This is a genomic window from Pedobacter steynii, from assembly GCF_900103665.1.
Taxonomy (GTDB): domain Bacteria; phylum Bacteroidota; class Bacteroidia; order Sphingobacteriales; family Sphingobacteriaceae; genus Pedobacter; species Pedobacter steynii.
Genome location: NZ_FNGY01000001.1, coordinates 1,016,627 through 1,042,444 on the forward strand (window position 1 = coordinate 1,016,627; position 25,818 = coordinate 1,042,444).

The 25,818-nt window shown below is 35.8% G+C and carries 12 protein-coding genes and 1 CRISPR repeat array; of the genes, 9 read left to right on the plus strand and 3 right to left on the minus strand.

Annotation, left to right across the window (positions count from 1 at the left end):
• Positions 1-218: 218 nt before the first annotated feature.
• The gene (locus tag BLQ87_RS04230; RefSeq protein WP_074604856.1) at positions 219-2,045 is read right to left on the minus strand and encodes a hypothetical protein; all 1,827 of its coding nucleotides are present in this window, start codon (positions 2,043-2,045) and stop codon (positions 219-221) included.
• A 13-nt stretch (positions 2,046-2,058) separates the two neighbouring features.
• Entirely contained in the window at positions 2,059-2,328 is a 270-nt protein-coding gene (locus tag BLQ87_RS04235; protein WP_074604857.1) for a hypothetical protein, read from the minus strand.
• Positions 2,329-3,103: 775 nt separating this feature from the next.
• On the opposite strand from BLQ87_RS04235, the gene BLQ87_RS04240 reads away from it, so the two are divergent.
• The 9 genes from BLQ87_RS04240 to cas2 all read left to right on the plus strand — a co-directional run bounded on the left by BLQ87_RS04240 (position 3,104) and on the right by cas2 (position 16,310).
• On the plus strand, positions 3,104-4,474 hold the full coding sequence (locus BLQ87_RS04240) for a phospholipase D-like domain-containing protein (RefSeq protein WP_074604858.1): 1,371 nt from the start codon (positions 3,104-3,106) through the stop codon (positions 4,472-4,474).
• Positions 4,467-5,447, plus strand: coding sequence for a hypothetical protein (locus tag BLQ87_RS04245; protein WP_074604859.1), 981 nt, complete (start codon positions 4,467-4,469; stop codon positions 5,445-5,447). Before BLQ87_RS04240 ends, BLQ87_RS04245 begins: the two co-directional genes overlap by 8 nt.
• Positions 5,434-6,294 (plus strand): hypothetical protein, encoded by an 861-nt coding sequence (locus BLQ87_RS04250; protein ID WP_074604860.1) that lies wholly within the window; start codon positions 5,434-5,436, stop codon positions 6,292-6,294. The genes BLQ87_RS04245 and BLQ87_RS04250 overlap by 14 nt, the downstream gene beginning before the upstream one ends.
• Positions 6,295-8,109 (plus strand): serine/threonine-protein kinase, encoded by a 1,815-nt coding sequence (locus BLQ87_RS04255; protein WP_074604861.1) that lies wholly within the window; start codon positions 6,295-6,297, stop codon positions 8,107-8,109. It begins immediately after the preceding gene.
• Entirely contained in the window at positions 8,097-8,711 is a 615-nt protein-coding gene (locus tag BLQ87_RS04260) for a hypothetical protein (RefSeq protein ID WP_074604862.1), read from the plus strand. Before BLQ87_RS04255 ends, BLQ87_RS04260 begins: the two co-directional genes overlap by 13 nt.
• Positions 8,686-10,071 (plus strand): DUF4407 domain-containing protein, encoded by a 1,386-nt coding sequence (locus BLQ87_RS04265; RefSeq protein WP_074604863.1) that lies wholly within the window; start codon positions 8,686-8,688, stop codon positions 10,069-10,071. The genes BLQ87_RS04260 and BLQ87_RS04265 overlap by 26 nt, the downstream gene beginning before the upstream one ends.
• Positions 10,072-10,598: 527 nt before the next feature.
• On the plus strand, positions 10,599-14,894 hold the full coding sequence (gene cas9, locus BLQ87_RS04270) for a type II CRISPR RNA-guided endonuclease Cas9 (protein WP_074604864.1): 4,296 nt from the start codon (positions 10,599-10,601) through the stop codon (positions 14,892-14,894).
• 58 nt (positions 14,895-14,952) lie between these two features.
• Positions 14,953-15,912 (plus strand): type II CRISPR-associated endonuclease Cas1, encoded by a 960-nt coding sequence (gene cas1 / locus BLQ87_RS04275; protein ID WP_074604865.1) that lies wholly within the window; start codon positions 14,953-14,955, stop codon positions 15,910-15,912.
• Between the two features lie 68 nt (positions 15,913-15,980).
• Entirely contained in the window at positions 15,981-16,310 is a 330-nt protein-coding gene (cas2, locus tag BLQ87_RS04280) for a CRISPR-associated endonuclease Cas2 (protein WP_074604866.1), read from the plus strand.
• Positions 16,311-16,433: 123 nt separating this feature from the next.
• A CRISPR array of direct repeats spans positions 16,434-23,910; the repeat unit is 46 nt; unit sequence GGTGTTGTAAATATCAGTAGTTCAAAGAGTGAAAGCAAATCACAAC.
• 461 nt (positions 23,911-24,371) lie between these two features.
• Here the strand turns inward: cas2 and BLQ87_RS04285 are convergent.
• Positions 24,372-25,403: a PD-(D/E)XK nuclease family protein gene (locus BLQ87_RS04285; protein WP_074604867.1), complete on the minus strand. Its 1,032-nt coding sequence runs from the start codon at positions 25,401-25,403 to the stop codon at positions 24,372-24,374.
• Between the last annotated feature and the right edge of the window lie 415 nt (positions 25,404-25,818).

A 25,818-nucleotide genomic window follows, 5' to 3' on the forward strand; every position in this document is an offset into this window, starting at 1 on the left:
AAATTTTCCATTTTCACTTATAGATTTGTTGCCAATCAGTAAATGAGTAGGTTTTGTCAATCTAGAAATAAGCCAGAGATCTTTTAAAAAAACAAGAATGTAAGAAGATAACCGTAACGGCTGACATATTTTGCTCTGGAATAGATGTGGTGCTTTATTATGCAACACTGGTGTACTTTTGTCGGGATATCTAGCGTGTCCTAATTGCTGAAAAGTCTCTATGGCTTGCATATAATGTAAACTGAGGCATTATGTTCTCTACAAGAAGCTATTAATGAAGATATTTGCCACAAAATTTGAATTGCTTCTTTACGTTGAGCAAAATCAAGGTCGAGTTTAAGCTTATTCAAATTAGTTTCTAAAAGTTTTTTTGAGATAAAATTCACCATGAGATAGACAGATTTTTTATGATTGGGCATTACTCTAATAGTCTCAAAACGCTCAATGAAATCTTCTACTGATGATCCTGTTCTTAACCGCGGTATTTTTGATACTATTTTATCTTTTTTATAATAAGAATTCCAAAACGTTTTTTTTCGATTGATTTGTGTATTTGGTAGATTAAATACATGCATGTTTTTTTGAGCTTGACCTATTATTTCAGTAAATGCTGTTGCGGAGAATTTACTATTATTTGTCTTGGAATGCACGAGGGAAATTTCAGAATCTTTGATTATTATATGATCTGCCCATTCTCCACCCAGATCATCTAATACTATGAAATCACTATTTTTGAATCGTTCCTCCACATAGTTAAATGCAGAGTTTTTGTTAAAGAATTTGGAGCTTTTTGACAAATTTCCTTTTTCCGTTGTAATACCATTAACGGAACCTTCATCTATAAATATACTGAGAAACTGTTCTATACTTCCCAAAAGCATGCTGTCTTTGAATAATTTTCGATTCGCATAAGTATAATCGCACTGGTCAAAATTTATAAAAAAGGTGCTTCTATTATTTGTGAAATCCATGAAAGAAATAGACGTGTCATTATTTCTTAAAAGATCTAGATTTCTCAGGCGGTTTGAATAAATTCGTATGCTCTTTTCGCCAAGTTTTACTTTTAAATCTTTATAAATGGGATTTTCTGGATTTACTACCAGATAAGTATAGTTATCTTCACCCAAGTTTAATTTTAAAAACTGACTTAATTTCGTGATTAGCTTGTTAATATTGATTTTTCTGGGCAAGTAGTCTTTGTATTTATATTGAGCTCCTTCTATAGTGCCATTTTCGATTTCATCAAGTAAACGAGTGAATAAAATAGTTAAGGAAATAGGAGTTAAATTATCTCTCTCTTTAGAGTATTCGTAAGGCTTAGCAAATAAATCTAATGGAGTTTCTTTTTCAATAAAGTTTTCAATTAGAGAAATCAAGTGCGATGTCCAGTCGACGAGCTTAATTATTGATGTTTTTTCACCTGATTTCGCAATTCTTGATGTGTTGAGTGATATAGTAAAGCGATCGTTCTCATTGTTCAGTCTTAAAAAATTCAACATATATGTATTTGCCCCTACATAATTAAAACTATCTTTAAGACTCTCAGAAACAACTATACGGGCCTTCATTGCAGTACTACTGGTATCAAGGTTATCCATAGACAATTTTTCCAGCAATGATTTAGTTGTGAATAGAACTCCGCTTATTACTTCATATGGAATAGATTCCACTGTTTGCATTATACTTCTAAGCCCTGAAATATTTTTCTTTGTTATTATGAGGTAATTACCAAAATCTATTAAAAAAAGGTAGGCTAACTTGACCTCCTCCCAATATTTTATTGGTTCAGAAATAAATGATGCTTCCGTATGATACTTCAATATTAATGCTGACAATTTATAAGGCTTACCGTTCAGACTTACTCCTTCTTTCAATTCTAATTTATCTAAAATTATACAAGACAAATCTGCTTTTTCACCTTTAGATTGTTGAAAAAGATTTGTTATTGCTCTTTTGGAGTAAAATTTATTACTAAGCTTTTTATAAATATAGACGTTTTCATTCAGTACAATCTTAGCGAAGTTCTCTGTTGTTTTTTTGCTCATAATATTAACTATTTCATAGTCCAACAAATTCCGACGCATTTATAGCAACGGCTTTTTCAATAATTGCTTGAAGACTTTTGCATGTTGTTTTAAGATTAATAAGCGCCTGATCAGAGCTTTTTTTAGGATGCCATAACGTGGTATTTGGTAAAACGTATGTCTTTGGATCATTTGTATTTTTAAAATGATCATGGTACCCTAATTTTTCCATATCTGCTTTAACTTGCGAATACGATTTATTAACATCGTATGATATTAATAAGTTTCCGATAGTTGTTCCCATAGTATTATCTTTAATTTTTGTAAATGTATACTGTTGACAGTATTAAAGAATACGGTTTTCCGTAACTAACGGGAATCGATATGAATTTTGATATGTGTTTCAAGATGTTGAATGATAGGTGTTTGTGCTTTTTAGTATAAAAAATCAATTTTCATTGAAATTTTCTTGAACCCATTGGGAATCAAATCTTGTTCGAATGTTAGCGTTTAAATAATATGCGATATGGTTCTAATTCTACTCAATACATCAATCACGATTTATTATGTGCGTTTTTAATTTCGTGGCATAAATATTAATTTTTGGTTATTATACTGTAGATCATAGTATTGGTATGCGAGGATTATCTTCAACATTAATACCTATAGTGCAGTTGTTTAATTTTTATCTTGAAGCTAGATATCAGGCTTAGTCTGTTTTTTGTATTTATAAATTCGTGTTTTCTGGACCCATTTAATTTTCTCATTTTATAAATAGAGCTCATGGATTAGACTGGTGCTATTCTAACCCGATTTTATAAAATTTCTATGTTTTACGGTTAACCGTATTTAATAGCACTATATAATTAACAATTTGCATTATAATATTAGTCTTTTTAATAAAACTATTATGGCAACTTATCAAGTTATTTGCATCAACAAGCTCAATATAACGAGGTTTTATGAATATATTACTCAGGCTGGGTATTAGCCGTAGCCGAATCTTTAGTAAGATACTTTTTGTGCTATGTATTTTTTTCTTAATTTGCCGTTAAACTTAACGCTCACTCTCTTTTCTATTGGAAACTCATGCTTATTTTACTGATATTCGCGTACATATTCTCGCTGAACTTGAGACTGCAAAAGTCTCTATTTATGTCGCTGTCGCTTGGTTTACTGATGCCAGACTTTTCAATGTAATCTGCAAAAAGGCCACTGAAGGGATTGATGTACAGTTGATCATTGTAGATGATCATATAAATAGTAGCTCATCGCTTCGCTACGAAGAACTAATTGATGCAGGGGGACGTTTTTTTTCTATTGATTCTGCGCGTTTTGGTAATCTGATGCATAATAAATTCTGTGTTATTGACGCTTCAACAACTATTACCGGCTCTTTTAACTGGAGTATCCGGGCTGGAAGTAATCATGAAAATATTACTGTTACTAAAGATAATACGGTACTCGCCGAATCTTTTCTTTCTGAATTTAAAAGTATTAAGGTACAGTATCATGGGCATGATGTCTTAAAGATCTTTGATGCGATAGCGATAAATAAAAGACTTCAAGTGATCAAAGGACTTATTGATCTTGATGAGACAGAAATGATTCAGTCCCATGTAGACAAGATTGCTGAGTTTGAATTGACTAGTGAAATACTTGGGTTGTTAGAGCTAGTGGATAGTAAGCGGTATGTACGGGCTTATGAGGCGATTGATCAGTATCTCAAAAAAAATCAGGCTCTTACTGTTGATGATGAAGTTAGACTAATGAGGATCCGGTGGGAAATCAAATATCTGGAAATAGAGATTATTTCTATGGAAAACGAGAGATCGACTATACAGAAGATGATATCGGATTTCGTACATGCTTATACACTTGCTTTTGGTGATATGATCAAAAGAATCTTACAGCTGAAAAAGGAAAAAATTGCGCAGCAAGGAAATAGTAAGGGAAAAAAAATTGAACAAGCTGAAAAAGCATATCGGGAATATGAGCAGTATTTTGATCGGGAAAAGCAGAAAAATTCCTTAAAACTGAGCGAAGATGAACGCAGAGAGATGGATGGGCTCAAGCGTAAAGCAGTAGTACTTTGCCATCCTGATAAATTCCCGGGAGACGTGCAGATGCAGCAAAATGCTGAACGTATTTTTAAAGAGCTGATGAATTCTTATGATAACAATGATATTGCCAAGGTAAGAGAGATACTCTCCAATTTAGAGAGTGGGTTATATGATATTGAGGATAGGAAGCAGATAAATAAATTTGATGCATTGATGAAACAGCTTGAAGTAATGAAGGCCAAGTATGCCCAGCTACAGGTTGAATTGAGCTTGCTCTATAAGGATAAGACCTATAAGGATATCCGCTCGATACGAGATATGGATGAGTATTTTAGGGATGAACGTCTGCGATATGAAAGCGAATTAAACAATTTAGAATATGAGTGAAGATAACAGATTGTTGGCGAACGCATTGTCTAGTCAGATTGCTGCGGAAAATTCCGCTTCGACGCTTTTTGGGCTGAAAGGAATGGCGCTAAGTCCTCTGGCGTATGCAGCAAGAGTGACAAGAAAAAATCCATGTGCATTTGTCTTATTGCTTGATCAGTCCTTTTCAATGTCTTCAAAGATGAGCAATGGAATAAGTAGGGCTCAAGTAGTGACAGACATAGTAAATGACATGCTTGAGAACTTGATAATGAAATGTCAGAGAGATAGTATTGTTCGGGAATATTTTGATGTGATGGTGATTGGCTATGGTAAAACCGAGGGTTCACAAAGAGTAAGTTTCGGCTGGGAAGGAAATCTTGAGGGAAGAAGCTGGGTAAATATTAGTGAACTCAAGAATAATGTTTACAAGACAGATGTAGTGGCAACCCAGAAGCAGATGCCTTGGGGTCTGATTCCGAATACCCAAACAAAAAAAATATGGATAAATCCCTATAGTGTGGCTAATACGCCAATGAAAGAGGCACTTCGACTGTGTCGCGAAGAACTTTTAGACTGGACTGCAGAGCATCCGGAAAGCTTTCCGCCGATGGTATTCAATATTACGGATGGATTTCCAACTGATGTTGCAACACTAAAAGAGTTGGTTGATAGCTGTGAGGAGATCAAAAAAACGGGTACAGATGATGGTCAGACACTTCTCTTTAACTGCCTAATCACGGATGGAGTCGAGAATATTCTACCCTCTCATGGTACTGCACTCGGTTTTGAAGGTAACGATTTTCATATGTCTTTATATGAAGGTGCAAGCTTTCTTCCCCATGAGCTAAAAAAAATGGCCAGTAAGGTGTTTGGTGATGAACGCTTTGTATTAGGACGTACAAAAGGAGTTATATTGAACTCAACCGCTTCAAGTTTAATTAATTTACTTACTATAGGAACTATGATTACCCTTGCCAATGTCGCCGATTAATGCTTTTCGATTTTCCTGTTCCGATCCCTTTGATAAGGAAAATGAATCGGAAAATGAGGACGCAATATTCTATTGCGGAGCTAGTCCTGATTTTCTCAAAGCAGCGATTTCTGATGGGGCAGGGGGAGCGGGGATATTCTGCGGAGACTGGGCTCGCCATTTAGTGAATAATCAGCCGGATAAGCCTTTTTTATCAAAGGACAAAGCTGAGGAATGGTTTTTAGGGGTCTCTAAGAACTTTTATGATAGCAAGGTTACTCAGTTGGATGCCAGCGATGCGTTCATTGTTGAAAAGTTCCATAATGATGGATCCTATGCTACTTTGGTGTTGATCTGGTGGGATACACTTCGTGCTGAACTGTATTATTGGGGACATGGAGATTCTACACTGTTTTTGTTTGAAAAGAATGGGGATCGGTCTATCCCTAAGCTGATTTTTCCGATTGGTGAGCAGTCGTCGCTTAATGACCCTCCTAAGCTTTTCAATTGGAACAAAAAACTTGATCAGAGGATACAAGTTGAAAAAAAAATACTCAAATCTGATGATCAGCTGATTCTTACGACCGATAGCATAAGTCGATGGCTTATTCTGCAGTTAATGTTATTGTCGCCTATGGAAATGCCTACTTTGCTTGGTGAGCAGCTTTACAGTTCGGTAAGTAAGGAGGGAGAACTTTTGGAAAGCTTAAATCTGAGAAAAGAATTTAATTCAACTACAGCGCTCTTGGAGTTTATAGAAAGGGGGCTGCAATGCCCATATATTATAATACGAAAAAACCTAAGCGACCGGATCGAACGGGCGGAGCTTGAGAAAGATGATTTGAGTATTTTAATGTTAACAAAATAGATGTATCCTGATAACTTACAATACAAACATTCCATAAGGAATAGTTTTTTTGATCCTGCTGAGGTGGGGACGGTTTTTACACCAGTCCTGCATGAAGATGAACCCGTTTTCGAGTCAGGGAACAAAGCCATTGTTTTTAAGGTATCTGATAATTCGACGGGACAGTATAAAGCACTCAAGCTGTTTGCAATGGAGGAGGCTGATCGTTTTTCGCGATTTGAGCGGATTAGTTCTTACCTAAAAGGATTCAACTCACCGTACTTCGTCAATTTTGAGTTTTTTAGCAACCTGATCTATGTCCAGGATAAAAGTTATCAAGGAGGAGCTTATTATCCTGGGGTAGTAATGGACTGGGCAAAAGGAGTAACCTTGGGCACTTGTCTTCGGAAACTTTGTATCGATCGAAATAAAAAAGCAATTGCGACACTTGCGGAAAGCTTCAAGCAGCTTGCTCTTTTTCTTCTGGAAAAAGGAATCGGTCACGGGGATTTAAAACATGATAACATTATAGTTTCTGATGAAGGGAAGCTTATTCTGGTAGACTATGATTGTCTTTATACGCCTGCATTTGCCGGAACTGATTCAGTTGAGCTGGGTACTGATGCCTTTCAGCATCCTCTACGTTCTGCAAAGGATTTTAATGAAAGGATCGATGATTTTTCAATCTTGACTATTTACACTTCTATACTCGCTCTTTCTAAACATCCAGGGCTTTATGAGCAGTTTAATGATCAGCATAATCTAATTTTTACTAAACATGATTTTAGTTATCCCGATGATTCATTACTTTTTGTTGAACTGGCGAAGGACAGTCACTTGTGTCCCTATGGATATCTCATTAAACGATCCTGCAGGTCTTCTTTTATCTATATTGATGAGCTTGAGGGAATTTTGAGAGGTAATATACCAAAACCTACAATTTTGATTTCGCAGTACCCTGTAAAGCCCTTGGCTGGTGAATCCGTTACTGTTAGATGGATGACGCAATATGCAGACTACTTGACTCTTGAGGGATCTACTTATCCATTATCAGGGGAAGTGAAACAAGCTTTTCTTGAAGGCGCAGTTGTGAACTTCATATTTGGGAATGAGCTGATCGAAAAAAATCGTCAATACAAAGTAAAGCTTCACGCGAGAGCTGAGGTCTTACATTTTTTTGTGGATTCAGACATTATACCTGTTAGTGAATCAGTGAAGATTTCTTGGAAGGTAAAGGGAGCGAAAAAGATAACACTTATCTTCGATGGGCTTGCTGAATTAGTAGGAGAGGAAGGCACTAAAGTGGTGAGTCCGAACAGTGACTGTATATGTAAGCTCTTAGTTGTTGAACTTGATTGTAAGACTCAGATAGAAGAAGTACTAAATATTCAGGTTAAAAGAAATGTTAATATCAATTTTTTTTTATCTAAAGATAGTTTTATCATTGAGTCCATAAAGACAAAATTGAGATGGGATGTGGACTATGCTGATGAGATCAGTATTGAGTCTAGTCTGGGAGAGAGTTTTAATCATCTCAGCGGAAAATCATTAGAAGTAGAACCCCAACGGTCGGTCACATACACATTGACGGCTAAGAATGCACTTTTTTCGGCGATTTCAAAATGCGATATATATGTTGACCCAAGGCCCCGTTTGAATCTGGTTTTGCCTAATATTGTGCCAGACAAAACATCACTGGTTCCAGGTTTTCCAATTGACCAGTTGTTTACAGATAATAGAGAGCAATCCAGACTATTTTTTGAAGAGGTTTTCGGTGTTCGTCGTAAGAGGTCGAGTAAATCATTTTTTAAAAAAATTCTCCAATGGAAAGATTGATTGGATTGACTAAATTGCAGCGTTTTTTCTGTTGTCTAGCAGGTTATGACCGTTTTGTTTTGGCATATTGTCCTACGTTGTTTAACGCGTTCTCGGGTATCGGTTATTTGGTGTTGCTAGGACTTTTTGCTCTTTCTGCTTCGGTCTTCGTCTATGCAAGAGACTTATTTGGTTTTACGCCCAGTACGGCCTTGTTTTGTGCTATTGTTCTTGGTATTCTAATGGGTTTTGGTTTTAAGCTCTCGGCTTTTTTGTTTCACCGAAGCAATTCAATCAGTCTATTGATCCCTCTACTGATGTTATCGATTCCGCTTGCTTTCTTAGTAGCCTATGGTCTTTCTTTTGGGATTTTTAAATCTGAAATACTGGTCTATATTTTTTTTAATGATTCTCGGAGTGACTCATGGTCTTCCCGTTCACTATTGCTTTTTGATCTCTGCACAGATGGGGATGAAGGTAGTAGCATTTTGTCAATATGTATCTGTATTGCGCTTTTTGTGACCTTACTGCTTTCAGCCCCTTTCGTGCTGATTTATCATTACCGCAACTCCATTTATTATCAAACGTTCCAACGATATGTCCAAGACTTTTCAACCAGATGAGGCGGAGCCAATAAAGGCTTATTCATCATTACAATATTTTTTCTGGCTGATGTCAGGCTGTGAGATCCGTATTTTAAAGGAATGTCCTACTGATTATAACCGACAGGCAGGCATTGGCTTTACTATTTTCATGACAACACTTTTTGGTGTTTTTGCAGGAGGATATGCCGGTTATTATTTTACAGAAAACTTTATGACTGCCTCGATTTTCGGATTGATATGGGGGCTATTGGTGTTTTCGATTGACCGTACGCTGGTGGTGACATTAAAGAAAAATCCTACTAAGACTAAACAAGCTATTTTGCTTCCGCTTTTGGGGCGGGGAGTGCTCGCATTGTTGATCGCCTTTATCATTTCTATTCCTCTTGAGCTTCTAATCTTTTCTGACCAAATCGCAATACAGAGAGAGTTTGATCAGGAAAAAGGAAAGTCAGATATCATGAAAATCAGTAAAGAGAATGGAAATATAGGGGATAAGAGAGAGGCTGCTGTTGAGGCGGAACGTTTAGAGAATGAAGCATTAGAAGACTCTAAAAATTGTGCTTCGGACGCTGAGTTTAGGTCAATCCGTAGTGCCTTTGATACAAAATCAGCCGAATTTCGGCAGGTAAATGGTCGTTATAAAAGAGTAAGAGAAAAATTAGCTAAACTAAGGAATATTGATGATAATGGATATATGGCAAACTTGTTTCTGTCAGGTCGTGAGTATCGCGTAGTCGAGGGCAGCTACAATGTACTTAAGCAGCAAAAGGACGTACTATTTCAGAGGATGTCTCAACGATGTCGGATTTACTCGATAGAGAAGCAGAAACTGGCTGATCTGCAGAGGAATCTCAGAACAAAAAAGATGGCAGAAATACAATCTGTGAATGAAGAGTCTGAGCAGAAGGGGGATAAGGTGAAGAGGATGTATACTAAAAGCTTTATTCGAGATTTTGTAGCACTAGAAAATGCCGCTTATGCAACCGAACCGAGAAAAAACGATAAGGAGCCTTTGAAGTATACGAATGAGTCGTTACTGAGTTTTCTCTGGTTGATAAGGGTTCTATTCTTTATTATTGAGATTCTGCCGACTGTGGCCAAGATCGCGACACCTATAGGTGCCTATGACCGTGCAATATATGCGAGGGAAAAAGACTTTGAACTTCTTTTGGAACTCAAGACGGCAGATTATCTAGCGCATGAGCGAGAATTGAGAAATATTGAGGAAGAGGAAAAAGTGAGAAAACAAAAGGCTAGAGCAAAGATTGAAGGTGAACTACATGATGAGCTACTCAGGGAGATCGCACTTGCCCAGAATGAAATCGGCAGGAAAAAAATCGAAGCTTTTAAAAAGGCTCACCAGGTACACGTGGATTAGAATTCTGCTATTTAATACAGATAATATCAATTTTTGTAAAGTGAAACCCGTATTAGACCACCTGTAAGGTTTCTTCAGGACGAGACAGCGCTGGATCTTGTTTATACTGATGATCTCATTGCCAATCGAGAATCAGAAAGGGGCTGGGTTTGCAAGACTTTATTTGACTTTTTTACTCTTGAACCTTAGGAATTTGAAGATTTTTTGGATTGACTCTATCTAAATGCTTTTGACATAGGAAATTCGGAGAGCCTAATCTCTAAGATACAACTTCTGAGGTCTTTTGCTACTATGATGAAATAGAGATAATTGGGGTGGTAAGCTAGCTGCAATAGTAGCTCATCTTTTGGTTCTTTATAAAAAAGCCCCGTATTGTAAGACGAGGCACTTAATGTTTTCACAACGGAATAATCCTTATTGTGATTTGCTTTCACTCAAATGTAGTTATTATATATTACTCCATATACGGGAAACCGTATTTTATTAAATTTTTTATTTTTAGCTTTAAAAAACGCTAACTCAGAGTTATGAAAAAAATTTTAGGAATTGATTTAGGTACAACATCCATTGGGTATGCACAGGTTAATGAAAGTGCAGATTTTGGAAAATCATCAATTGAACGAATTGGAGTACGTGTTAATCCACTAACCACCGATGAGCAAACCAATTTTGAAAAGGGGAAGCCAATTTCTATAAATGCAGATAGAACTTTAAAACGTGGTGCAAGAAGAATGCTTGACCGCTATCAAGATAGACGTTCTAATTTAATTGATGCTCTGGCCAAGGCAAAAATCATTACGGAAAATACGATTCTTGCCGAGGACGGTAAAAACACCACCCATTCTACTTTAGCCTTACGTGCGAAATCTGTTAATGAAAAGATCGAAAAAGAAGAATTTGCCAGAATATTACTGACTATCAATAAAAAAAGAGGTTATAAAAGTAGTCGTAAGGCTAATAACGATGTCGAAGGGATGGCAATTGACGGCATGGCTATTGCCAAGAAATTATACGATGAAAATTTAACACCTGGTCAATTAGCTTATCAGTTATTAAAAGAGGGTAAAAAATACTTACCTGATTTTTATCGTTCAGATTTGCAGGCAGAATTTGATAAAGTATGGAGTTTCCAGGAGCAGTTTTATCCTGAGATTTTAACTGGTGAGCTTAAAAAGGAATTGGCCGGTAAAGGGCAACGGGCTACTTCAGCTATTTTTTGGAAGACCTGCAATTTTAATACAGCAGAGAATAAAGGTACTCGAGAAGAGAAGAAATTAAATTCTTATCAATGGCGAAGTAATGCAGTTAGCAATAGGCTCGAGAAGGAGGAAGTTGCCTATGTGATTACAGAAATCAACAGTAACCTAAATAATTCCAGTGGTTATCTGGGAGCAATTAGCGATAGAAGTAAAGAGCTGTATTTTAACAAACAAACTGTTGGACAGTATTTATATAAACAAATTCAGAATAAGCCGAATACAAAATTAAAAAATCAGGTTTTTTATCGCCAGGACTACTTTGATGAATTTGAAACAATTTGGGAAACGCAAGCTAAATTTCACGCAGAACTTACAGATGAACTAAAAAAGGAAATCCGTGATATCATTATCTTTTATCAGCGAAAATTGAAGTCACAAAAGGGATTAGTAAACTTTTGTGAGTTTGAACGTAAGGAAGTTGAGATAGAAAGAGGAGGACTGAGAATAAAGAAAATTATTGGTTTAAAAGTGGCACCTAAATCATCACCCTTGTTCCAGGAATTTAAGATTTGGCAGGTTTTGAGCAATATTCTAATCAGAAAAAAAGGAAGTAAAAAAGGGACTGTTAAGGTGGAAGATGATGGTGTCTTATCTGAGGGAACGGAAATATTTGTTTTCGATCTGCAGGCAAAACAGGTTTTATTTGATGAGTTGAATATCAAAGGAAACTTAAAATCTAACAAAATTATCGAGTTGTTAGGCTATGATGCAAAAGACTGGGAAATGAATTATTCAGAAATCGAGGGAAACCGAACGAACAAAGCTTTATATAATGCCTACCTGAAGATCATCGATTTAGAAGGTTATGATACAAAAGAGTTGTTGAATGTAAGTTCAAATAAAGATGAGTTAGATCTGGATGATATAAATATTCCAGTGGTTAATATCAAAGATATGGTTAAACGTATTTTTGAATCACTGGAAATAAGTATAGAAATTTTAGAGTTCAATGCAGAACAGGATGGTAAAGCTTTTGAACAACAGGCCTCCTACCAATTATGGCATTTGTTACAATCTTATGAGGGAGACGATTCTCCAAGTGGAAATGAAAAATTATACGAACTTCTAAAACAAAAATTTGGCTTTAAAAAAGAACATTCACAAATTCTGGCAGGTGTTGCCTTATCTGATGACTATGGTAGTTTGAGTGCAAAAGCGATGCGTAAAATTTATCCGCATATTAAGGAGCAGACTTTTGATAAGGCCGCTGCAGTTGCCGGATACAGGCATTCCGCAGCATCATTAACTAAGGAAGAAATTGCTAATAGACCGTTGAAGGATAAATTAGAGTTAGTAAAGAAAAATAGCCTGCGCAACCCTGTTGTAGAAAAGATACTTAACCAGCTCGTAAACGTAATTAATGCTTTAATTGAGACCAATAGCGAAAAAGATGCCCATGGAAACATTGTAAATTACTTCAGGTTCGATGAAATTAGAATTGAGTTAGCGCGAGATTTAAAGAAGAACGCGGATGAACGTGCTGAAATGACCACGAATATTAATGCAGCAAGAATTGCTCATGAAAAAATATTCAAACTTTTACAAGCAGAGTTTGGGGTGAAAAATCCAACAAGGAATGACATTATCCGTTATAAACTCTACGAAGAACTAAAGAATAATGGCTATAAAGACCTGTACACCAATACCTATATTTCCAGAGAGATTTTGTTTAGCAAACAGGTGGACATAGAGCATATCATTCCTCAATCAAAGATGTTTGATGATAGTTTCTCAAATAAGACTATTGTATTTAGAAAGGATAACCTGGATAAGGGCAATAGAACAGCAATTGATTACATAGATAGCAGATTCGGCAAAGAAAAATTAGCTGATTTTGAGGAGAGAATAGAATTCCTTTTTGAACAGGGAAAGAAAAATAAAGAAGAGGGGATATCTAAAGCCAAATATCAAAAACTGTTAAAGAGAGAAAACGATATTGGTGATGGATTTATAGAACGTGATCTAAGAGACACACAATACATTGCAAAGAAGGCAAGAAATATGCTTTATGAAATCTGTAGGATTGTGACCCCAACTACGGGAAGTGTAACTGGTAGGTTACGTGAGGATTGGAACCTAGTCAATATCATGCAAGAGCTTAATATTGACAAATTCAAAAAATTAGGTTTGACCGAAATGGTCGAGAAAAAAGACGGTGGCTTTAAGGAGCGAATAGTGGGCTGGAGCAAGCGAAACGACCACCGTCACCACGCAATGGATGCTTTAACAATCGCTTTTACGAAGCATAACCATATCCAATATTTAAATTATCTGAATGCCCGTAAAAATGAAAATCACAAGCAACACGATAATATCATTGCGATCGAAGAAAAGGAAACTAAAGTCGTTATTGATGATTTAGGTAATAAAAAGCGAAAATTTAATTTGCCTATCCCAAACTTTAGGGAGGAAGCAAAAAAGCACCTGGAAAATGTGTTGATTTCTTTCAAAGCGAAAAATAAGGTCGTTACCAAAAACAAAAATAAGACAAAATCTGCCAAAGGAGAAAAAACTAAAATTGAGCTTACACCAAGAGGGCAATTACATAAAGAAACCGTTTATGGGAAATATCAGTTCTACGTTTGTAAGGAGGAGAAAATTGGGCCAAAATTTGATGAAAAAATCATCCAGAAAGTAGCGAACCCTACTTATAAGAGACTTTTGTTGGAACGGTTAGTCGAAAATGATAGGGATGCGAAGAAAGCATTTACAGGGAAAAACGCTTTAGTTAAGAATCCTATTTATTTAGATAATACAAAAATGTTGGTCCTACCGGAAATGGTAAAATTGACGTGGTTGGAAAATGACTATTCAATCAGAAAGGACATTACACCCGAAAACTTCAAGGACATTAAAATTATAGACAAAATAGTGGACGAAGGTGTGAAGCAAATTTTAAAAGAAAGATTAGCAAAATACAACAATAACGCAAAAGAGGCTTTTTCTGATCTGGAAAAAAATCCCATTTGGCTTAATGAAGAAAAAGGTATTGCTATTAAAAAGGTTAAGATTAGCGGCGTTAACAATGCTGAACCTTTGCATTACAAAAAAGATCATCTGGGAAATGAGATTTTAGATCATCATCAAAAGCTTGTCCCTACGGATTTTGTGAGTACAGGTAATAATCACCACGTGGCTATTTATAGAGATGAAAAAGGTAACCTGCAGGAAAATGTGGTTTCGTTCTATGAGGCAGTCGCAAGGGTAAATCAAGGATTGCCGATTATTGATAAAACATTAAAAGCATATTTGGGTTGGACGTTTTTATTTACCATGAAACAGAATGAATATTTCATATTCCCAAATGAGCAGACAAACTTTAATCCTTCTGAAATTGATCTTCTAGATCCAAAGAACAATAAACTGATTAGCTCTAATTTGTTTAGGGTGCAGAAATTCACTATTAAAGACTATTTTTTTAGGCATCATTTAGAAACTAATGTGGAAGATAATTCACAATTAAAGAACACCACCTGGAAAAGGGAAGGATTAGGTGGCATCAGCAATATTGTAAAAGTCCGTATTAACCATATTGGGCAAATTGTAAAAATTGGTGACTACTGAAAAACGTTACTTGAGATAAAAAGCCAAAGTAAATAACGAAATTCTAACATATTCTCTCATGATTAAAAGAACCCTCCACTTCGGCAATCCTGCGTACCTTAGTTTACAGCAAAATCAACTTTCAATTGATCTGCCGCATTTAAAATCCTTAGGAGAAAGAGAATCAAAAAAGTCTATTCCAATAGAAGATATTGGAATAATCATATTAGATAACCAACAAATAACCATAACACATGGTTGCATTGCTGCATTGTTAGAAAATAATGCAGCAATTATTACCTGTAACCAAAGTCGCCATCCTACTGGTATGATGCTCCCAATTGATGGGCACAATACACAAAGTGAAAGATTTCGTTATCAAATAGATGCTTCACAGCCTTTAAAAAAGCAGCTTTGGCAGCAAACCGTTCAGGCAAAAATTTTAAATCAGGCTGCGATACTTTTTGATAGAGATATTCCCAGTAAAAATATGATTCATTGGGCAAAATCAGTACGTTCAGGCGACCCTGATAATTATGAAGCGCGAGCGGCTGCTTATTACTGGAAAAACGTTTTTCCTAAAAAATTAGATTTCTTCAGAGGGCGTGACGGTGACCCGCCAAACAACTTATTGAATTATGGATATGCTATACTACGTGCTATCGTTGCTCGTGGTTTGGTCTGTTCTGGTTTGTTACCAACATTAGGTATTCATCATCGGAATAAGTATAATGCTTATTGTCTGGCTGATGACATTATGGAACCTTACCGTCCGTACGTGGATGAGATTGTATTGGGGATAATAGATAGAGGTGAAAATTTTTTAGAGTTGGGTAGGGATATTAAATCACAGCTTTTGGAGATTGCAACGGTTGATGTTCAGTTTGAAAAAAATAAAAGCCCTTTAATGGTTGGTCTGCAGACTACAACTTCTTCACTGGCGAAGTGTTACGAAGGTACGGTCCGAAGAATTAACTATCCAATAATGAAAAATTTCGACACTAGAAAATCATCGAACTTCAAAGCTGATGAGGATTAAAACTTGATCTTTATTTATAAAATTACCGATCGGAGCAAGAAGCTTTTGATGAATTGCTATTTTAATTGATGCGTTTAAATGAATATCGAATTTTGTGGGTATTAGTTTTTTTTGATCTGCCAACCGAAACTAAAAAAGAACGAAGTATTGCTTCTAAATTTCGTAAGGAAATTTTAAGGGATGGGTTTGCAATGTTTCAGTTTTCCATTTATCTGAGACATTGTAGTAGCAGGGAGAATGCAGATGTACATATTAATCGGGTTAAACGATTGTTGCCTGAGAAAGGTCATATTGGTATTATGACCATAACAGACAAACAGTTTGGTATGATGGAATTATTTTATGGAAAGAACGAAAAAGCATTGCCAGATACTCCTCAACAGCTCGAATTATTCTAAAATACGAATATTACAATAACAAAAAATACTTAGAATAAAAATCCGGACACATTTGTGTCCGGATTTTTTTAATTCTAATTTCTTGTTTAACCTACTGAATTATAGCTTGTTGTGCTATTTGGTGGTGTTGTAAATATCAGTAGTTCAAAGAGTGAAAGCAAATCACAACCCAGCCTTAACCCTGATCAATATTGCATTGGGTGTTGTAAATATCAGTAGTTCAAAGAGTGAAAGCAAATCACAACCCAGCTCCCGTCTATTTCCGCTAAAAGGTCGGTGTTGTAAATATCAGTAGTTCAAAGAGTGAAAGCAAATCACAACGGGTTGTCCTCGTGTCTACCTCCGACGTAGGTGTTGTAAATATCAGTAGTTCAAAGAGTGAAAGCAAATCACAACAATGCTGATTCGTTCATGTTATTTAATTTAGGTGTTGTAAATATCAGTAGTTCAAAGAGTGAAAGCAAATCACAACTAGCCAATAAAAAGGCTATACCATTGCTTGGTGTTGTAAATATCAGTAGTTCAAAGAGTGAAAGCAAATCACAACACTGTTTCTAACAAATTCCAACAAAACTGAGGTGTTGTAAATATCAGTAGTTCAAAGAGTGAAAGCAAATCACAACTAGATAGAAATCTTTCAGCCTGTGTTGTTGGTGTTGTAAATATCAGTAGTTCAAAGAGTGAAAGCAAATCACAACAAATCAGTTGGCAGTTTTTCAGTAGGAATAGGTGTTGTAAATATCAGTAGTTCAAAGAGTGAAAGCAAATCACAACTAAAATAACATGCTGTATCTCTTTCGGGTAGGTGTTGTAAATATCAGTAGTTCAAAGAGTGAAAGCAAATCACAACCAATCGTTAAACGAGAGTTTTCCGCAACTAGGTGTTGTAAATATCAGTAGTTCAAAGAGTGAAAGCAAATCACAACTGGCATGAAGAAGAAAAATAAGATCGGGAGGGTGTTGTAAATATCAGTAGTTCAAAGAGTGAAAGCAAATCACAACATAACAATAAGTTTTAAAATGATTAATTAAGGTGTTGTAAATATCAGTAGTTCAAAGAGTGAAAGCAAATCACAACTCAGATAGATATTGCTAAACCCGGTTGCTGGGTGTTGTAAATATCAGTAGTTCAAAGAGTGAAAGCAAATCACAACATACTTTCATCAATGGTGAAGCAAGGAATGGGTGTTGTAAATATCAGTAGTTCAAAGAGTGAAAGCAAATCACAACACTTTCACTACAACTAGCAACATTGATCTAGGTGTTGTAAATATCAGTAGTTCAAAGAGTGAAAGCAAATCACAACCTTCATAAGAAATCTGTTCCTGTATGTTAGGGTGTTGTAAATATCAGTAGTTCAAAGAGTGAAAGCAAATCACAACCGCGAAGATGTGGTTGTATTTTACCGGATCGGTGTTGTAAATATCAGTAGTTCAAAGAGTGAAAGCAAATCACAACTATTACGGCTCCTTCCATTTTCCATTTTAGGGTGTTGTAAATATCAGTAGTTCAAAGAGTGAAAGCAAATCACAACGCGTTCATGTGTTGGTGTGTTCACATTACGGTGTTGTAAATATCAGTAGTTCAAAGAGTGAAAGCAAATCACAACTGTGTGAATGACTTTCTTTGTTTAGCATATGGTGTTGTAAATATCAGTAGTTCAAAGAGTGAAAGCAAATCACAACAAGCGCCATAACAGCAACTCCAATAAGCAGGTGTTGTAAATATCAGTAGTTCAAAGAGTGAAAGCAAATCACAACTGTTGTGACTATTTCCCATTGATCACCAGAGGTGTTGTAAATATCAGTAGTTCAAAGAGTGAAAGCAAATCACAACTAGCCAATCCCCACTCTAAAAGATATCCGCGGTGTTGTAAATATCAGTAGTTCAAAGAGTGAAAGCAAATCACAACTGTTAACATGGGATGGGTATTGTATGAAGTGGTGTTGTAAATATCAGTAGTTCAAAGAGTGAAAGCAAATCACAACGAGTTTCAGTCAAATGAAATCGTGAATTGAGGTGTTGTAAATATCAGTAGTTCAAAGAGTGAAAGCAAATCACAACACTCTACTTTATAAGTAAATCCCTTTGCTGGGTGTTGTAAATATCAGTAGTTCAAAGAGTGAAAGCAAATCACAACCCCCATCATTAACGCTCTCTGGTATCAAAGGGTGTTGTAAATATCAGTAGTTCAAAGAGTGAAAGCAAATCACAACATCCTGGTTTTATCTTTGGAGTCCAATTCAGGTGTTGTAAATATCAGTAGTTCAAAGAGTGAAAGCAAATCACAACAATGATGGTGCCATCATACACAAAGTACTTGGTGTTGTAAATATCAGTAGTTCAAAGAGTGAAAGCAAATCACAACGTTTGTTACTGCTCCTATGATTGCTATCATGGTGTTGTAAATATCAGTAGTTCAAAGAGTGAAAGCAAATCACAACATTTTTTCTTGTATTGTTTTGTTGCTTTCTGGTGTTGTAAATATCAGTAGTTCAAAGAGTGAAAGCAAATCACAACCATCCAGTTGTTGAATAGATCACTTTGATAGGTGTTGTAAATATCAGTAGTTCAAAGAGTGAAAGCAAATCACAACCGATAAACAAGATGTAAGTAAGCCAGGGCCGGTGTTGTAAATATCAGTAGTTCAAAGAGTGAAAGCAAATCACAACTATGTACCATGGCGATTCTTTTGATATTCCGGTGTTGTAAATATCAGTAGTTCAAAGAGTGAAAGCAAATCACAACCTCATTAATCGCAATCATTTTGGTTTCCAAGGTGTTGTAAATATCAGTAGTTCAAAGAGTGAAAGCAAATCACAACAATCATCAGTGCCGGTTTTTGCCTTTGGTTGGTGTTGTAAATATCAGTAGTTCAAAGAGTGAAAGCAAATCACAACAGGAGCTTCAATTTCATACACTGTCAAATAGGTGTTGTAAATATCAGTAGTTCAAAGAGTGAAAGCAAATCACAACATCTCTCGCATGATTTAAAATTTTCCCTTAGGTGTTGTAAATATCAGTAGTTCAAAGAGTGAAAGCAAATCACAACTCCTTCTATACTTTCGTTTATTTCTATAGGGGTGTTGTAAATATCAGTAGTTCAAAGAGTGAAAGCAAATCACAACCCTTTTTTCGCTTCTTTTGTTTTACAAAAGGGTGTTGTAAATATCAGTAGTTCAAAGAGTGAAAGCAAATCACAACTAGTATTCTTCTTTCCCTTCTTCTGTTGATGGTGTTGTAAATATCAGTAGTTCAAAGAGTGAAAGCAAATCACAACCAACGTCGTTTTCTGACAAACAAATCAAGGGGTGTTGTAAATATCAGTAGTTCAAAGAGTGAAAGCAAATCACAACCAGCGCCGCGCTTCTATCTGGGGCTTTCGTGGTGTTGTAAATATCAGTAGTTCAAAGAGTGAAAGCAAATCACAACAAAGAAGGAGTGCAAGCAGCATACGATATGGTGTTGTAAATATCAGTAGTTCAAAGAGTGAAAGCAAATCACAACCCCTCATAGTGTCTATGTTTTGTAGTGGGGGTGTTGTAAATATCAGTAGTTCAAAGAGTGAAAGCAAATCACAACTAGCTTCCTAGTGTTATGAAGCTACCGTTGGTGTTGTAAATATCAGTAGTTCAAAGAGTGAAAGCAAATCACAACTCTATGGTCTTTTATTGCTTGTACGTCTCTGGTGTTGTAAATATCAGTAGTTCAAAGAGTGAAAGCAAATCACAACACATTTTTCTCTTATTCTATCCAGTTCTTTGGTGTTGTAAATATCAGTAGTTCAAAGAGTGAAAGCAAATCACAACTGAATGTATTTCACTATATAGTTTACTGTGGTGTTGTAAATATCAGTAGTTCAAAGAGTGAAAGCAAATCACAACGGGGCCTCTTCGGCCCCAAACTTATGAGCAGGTGTTGTAAATATCAGTAGTTCAAAGAGTGAAAGCAAATCACAACTTGCGGCTGTTGCTCCGCTTAAATCAGCCGGGTGTTGTAAATATCAGTAGTTCAAAGAGTGAAAGCAAATCACAACTAGCTTCCTAGTGTTATGAAGCTACCGTTTGGTGTTGTAAATATCAGTAGTTCAAAGAGTGAAAGCAAATCACAACGTGTCATAAACATTTCGTTACTTGCTATTGCGGTGTTGTAAATATCAGTAGTTCAAAGAGTGAAAGCAAATCACAACTCACATGAATAATTTATGTTCTTTCCAGAGGTGTTGTAAATATCAGTAGTTCAAAGAGTGAAAGCAAATCACAACCCACTACTGGTGCTTGCATTGTTAGTATTGGGTGTTGTAAATATCAGTAGTTCAAAGAGTGAAAGCAAATCACAACTGTTCCTCCAGTTGGGTATACTGATAACCAGGTGTTGTAAATATCAGTAGTTCAAAGAGTGAAAGCAAATCACAACTCCTTCTATACTTTCGTTTATTTCTATAGAGGTGTTGTAAATATCAGTAGTTCAAAGAGTGAAAGCAAATCACAACTTATTGAACTCTTCTATTGTTTTCTTTTGGGTGTTGTAAATATCAGTAGTTCAAAGAGTGAAAGCAAATCACAACCTCTAGTAGTTTGTAGTATTCTTCTTTCCGGTGTTGTAAATATCAGTAGTTCAAAGAGTGAAAGCAAATCACAACGATCATTCAAAGTACAACTAGATGTATTCAGGTGTTGTAAATATCAGTAGTTCAAAGAGTGAAAGCAAATCACAACTTTGCGTAGTAGTTTTTATATATATCCCAGGTGTTGTAAATATCAGTAGTTCAAAGAGTGAAAGCAAATCACAACACCAAAACTAGTTATTATTCAGCTGTAAAAGGTGTTGTAAATATCAGTAGTTCAAAGAGTGAAAGCAAATCACAACCTGGCAAGTTTTTAAATAAAATCAAATATGGGTGTTGTAAATATCAGTAGTTCAAAGAGTGAAAGCAAATCACAACCGGTAGTTCAAGACAAGTCGCTTGGATCAAGGTGTTGTAAATATCAGTAGTTCAAAGAGTGAAAGCAAATCACAACTATCAAATTGTTATTCATGGATGCCCATTTGGTGTTGTAAATATCAGTAGTTCAAAGAGTGAAAGCAAATCACAACCTCTTGCAAATGGACGGAAGAAGGCCTCAGGGTGTTGTAAATATCAGTAGTTCAAAGAGTGAAAGCAAATCACAACAGGAAGAAATGTATGAGCGTCAAAAAAATGGGTGTTGTAAATATCAGTAGTTCAAAGAGTGAAAGCAAATCACAACACTACTCATGCAAAGGTAATTGCAATTGGAGGTGTTGTAAATATCAGTAGTTCAAAGAGTGAAAGCAAATCACAACCAATGCGTTATCATCATCCCCCGGCTCAATGGTGTTGTAAATATCAGTAGTTCAAAGAGTGAAAGCAAATCACAACCATTCTGCCTCCGTGCAACCATCGCATAAGGGTGTTGTAAATATCAGTAGTTCAAAGAGTGAAAGCAAATCACAACTGTGGTATTGTGTTATTATGTATAAAATAGGTGTTGTAAATATCAGTAGTTCAAAGAGTGAAAGCAAATCACAACGCTATGGAATTGACTTTGAACAATAAAGGGGGTGTTGTAAATATCAGTAGTTCAAAGAGTGAAAGCAAATCACAACCGCTTTACCATTGTAGTACGTATAACTGTGGTGTTGTAAATATCAGTAGTTCAAAGAGTGAAAGCAAATCACAACTGTCAATACGGCATAATATGTCAAGAGAGAGGTGTTGTAAATATCAGTAGTTCAAAGAGTGAAAGCAAATCACAACTAGCGGTTGTTCTATTCCTTCTCCTGCTGCGGTGTTGTAAATATCAGTAGTTCAAAGAGTGAAAGCAAATCACAACTATCGAATGTGTCGCCTGGTAGGCCTAACAGGTGTTGTAAATATCAGTAGTTCAAAGAGTGAAAGCAAATCACAACTTGAGGTTTGCGCGAATATGTGATTGTATTGGTGTTGTAAATATCAGTAGTTCAAAGAGTGAAAGCAAATCACAACTCCGTTTTGTTTTTTGTTTCCGATCCATAGGTGTTGTAAATATCAGTAGTTCAAAGAGTGAAAGCAAATCACAACTTAGTCTGTAGCTTCCCATAGCTATGAAGTGGTGTTGTAAATATCAGTAGTTCAAAGAGTGAAAGCAAATCACAACTAGTGATAATTGTGTGTACATTTCATCTAGGGTGTTGTAAATATCAGTAGTTCAAAGAGTGAAAGCAAATCACAACTGAAGCAATGCGCGATCCACGCGCAAGGGCGGTGTTGTAAATATCAGTAGTTCAAAGAGTGAAAGCAAATCACAACTAGTGGTTGTTCTATTCCTTCTCCTGCTGCGGTGTTGTAAATATCAGTAGTTCAAAGAGTGAAAGCAAATCACAACTAGATGATGACGATAGTATTATTGCTGGTGGGTGTTGTAAATATCAGTAGTTCAAAGAGTGAAAGCAAATCACAACCATCTACCGCCGCAGCCCCGCTACTCGAAAGGTGTTGTAAATATCAGTAGTTCAAAGAGTGAAAGCAAATCACAACTTATACAACTAAGTATATGCACAAAGGTAAGGTGTTGTAAATATCAGTAGTTCAAAGAGTGAAAGCAAATCACAACGGATTCGAGTATGATATAAGGCCAGATAAGGGTGTTGTAAATATCAGTAGTTCAAAGAGTGAAAGCAAATCACAACTGGTTAGCGTACGAGCTTCCTAAGGCATATGGTGTTGTAAATATCAGTAGTTCAAAGAGTGAAAGCAAATCACAACCAACGAAAGTCAACTATACAATACCGCTACGGTGTTGTAAATATCAGTAGTTCAAAGAGTGAAAGCAAATCACAACAGAGTGATGATATCAAAAAAAGTGAATGGGGGTGTTGTAAATATCAGTAGTTCAAAGAGTGAAAGCAAATCACAACTCTAATCGATTAACATCTAGCAAACCATCAGGTGTTGTAAATATCAGTAGTTCAAAGAGTGAAAGCAAATCACAACTGCAAATATGTGATTATATTTCACTGGGTCGGTGTTGTAAATATCAGTAGTTCAAAGAGTGAAAGCAAATCACAACATGGGGAGGTGCCGGAATTAGCAGTACAGGGTGTTGTAAATATCAGTAGTTCAAAGAGTGAAAGCAAATCACAACGGTAAATCACTTCCGATTTAAGGAAGTCAGGGTGTTGTAAATATCAGTAGTTCAAAGAGTGAAAGCAAATCACAACGGATCTCTTGGGTACAAGTAAAACCCATTTGGTGTTGTAAATATCAGTAGTTCAAAGAGTGAAAGCAAATCACAACACGTATGGTATTAACCAGCTGGTAATGCTTGGTGTTGTAAATATCAGTAGTTCAAAGAGTGAAAGCAAATCACAACCCAGCATTGGGGCTGTGGTAGTAGAAAACAGGTGTTGTAAATATCAGTAGTTCAAAGAGTGAAAGCAAATCACAACATAGGTATAAAACATTAAAGACATGAAGAGGTGTTGTAAATATCAGTAGTTCAAAGAGTGAAAGCAAATCACAACCTATATTCCAATCGTTCAGCTCTTGAAGATGGTGTTGTAAATATCAGTAGTTCAAAGGGTGAAAGCAAATCACAACGGTTCTGGGTTTGCGTACGACGACTCCTGTGTTGTTGTAAATGTAAGTATAAAAGGGTAAAAGAAAATCATAACTTCAACGCTTTCGGTGGTTGGTTATGCCTCTGTCAGTGAGTAGGGGAGATTCTTAAAACTACTCACCGAATTATTTTTTGGATACTGCCTTTTTGGAATCGGTACAATTTTTAGTATCCCTGAAAAAATACCCCCTGCTAACATTTTTGTTTGCAAAGGGGGTATAAGTTTTTGATTCTAAATTTGGTGATCCCTCTGGGATTTGCACCTTGTGCAAAAATCAACGATTTTACAATACCTGAATAGATTTTGATATTCGACTCCCGAATAGCGCGAAATTAACATGGTTTATTGATGGGGTACTATACCAATTTTAATTCCTTAAATAGTGCATACAAATCAGATAAAGCATTGAATTCTTTACGATTGAAACGCAATATTAAATTGTTAGACCGTGGTGATTTTTTTTAGTCTAACCTCTGAAAGGAACGTTTTATATAAATTGAGTTTCCGAATAATCTCTTGAATATTAATAGAGTCTTCTTCATTTCCTAACCAATCCTGAGGCTCCACTACAGCTACAGTCATATATTTTCCATTACCAAATCTACCTGGTCTTTTGATTTCTTTATAATCATTCTCTCTTGCCATCTCCATCAGTTTATGATGGAATTGATCCCTAATTTCAGCTTGTGAAATATCGTTATGAAAATCTAAATCATCGGGATGTGTTGATATTTTGAAGCATAGTTTTGCTTGTTCAAGTTGTATATAGACAGGGAATATTCCCCATTCAGCCCAATCTAAAATAGCACACCAAAAACCTTTGTTTGGATTGTTCACGAATTTCCAGTCCGCAATTTCCATTTCTTGTTCTAGTAATTGAAAAAAACCTTGCCAGTCTGAACTAACCCAATCTCTAATCTTCTTTTCTTTAAATAAGTGATTTTCATTTTCAAGGCGATTTATCCTTAATTTAAAATCGTTGAAAATGTTATTTTGAATTTCTGGGTGACTGTTTAGAAGAGCCACAATGTCAGGTCGATTGTAAATATAAAATCCTTCCTTTCTTACCCCATTGAGACTAGCCATTGATTCATTCCCTGTTTTGATATATATACATATAGGTTCTTTGTAATTGTTGTCAATACACCAATCGGTAGCAAATTTTTTATAGTTCAATAATTGATCTGAATGGCGTTGAGTATTGGTTTTATCTTCGATAATTAGAAGATATTGATTATTGACTTCTACCCATATATCTATATTTTCCCATTGTCTTCCTGCTATCACAACAGTTATTTCCTCATTAAATTCTGGTATTTTTCTTTTAATAAGTTCTTTGACAAATTCGCTTGCACAATCATGAAGTTTAGGATCTATATCCGAATTGCTGGGATCCGCCCAATTTAAAAGCCATGTTAGAAAAGCGTCTTGGCTTAATTCCTTGGTGGCAAAATCAAAAATATTTGGTTTCATTTTCTTAAATAAGAGTGTTTTTGTTTTTTTTAAAGGTAATAAATTACTTCAATCTTGTATGTATTCATGTCGTGTCAATTTAATTATAATCATATGTAATCAGCTTTACTTAATGTCAGTGAATCTATCTTATGAGTAAAGCGAAGAAGAGTATTTTTGATCGTGAAACAAAAAAGCCTCACATTTTGTGAGGCTTTTCGTAATCCGCAGGAATTTGCATCTAGTGCAAAAAATCAACGTTTAAGCAGTGTGTGGATGGTTTTTGAATTCAACTCCTCGAATAACGTACCTTTTTTTAATATATTTTAGCTGCAAATGCTGGATCAATGCCAAATGTTGTGGAGCAGTAATATGTTTTTCCGATTTTAAGCATATAGTTGAGTAAGTCTGAAAAGGAAGAATTCAATGTTTTTGA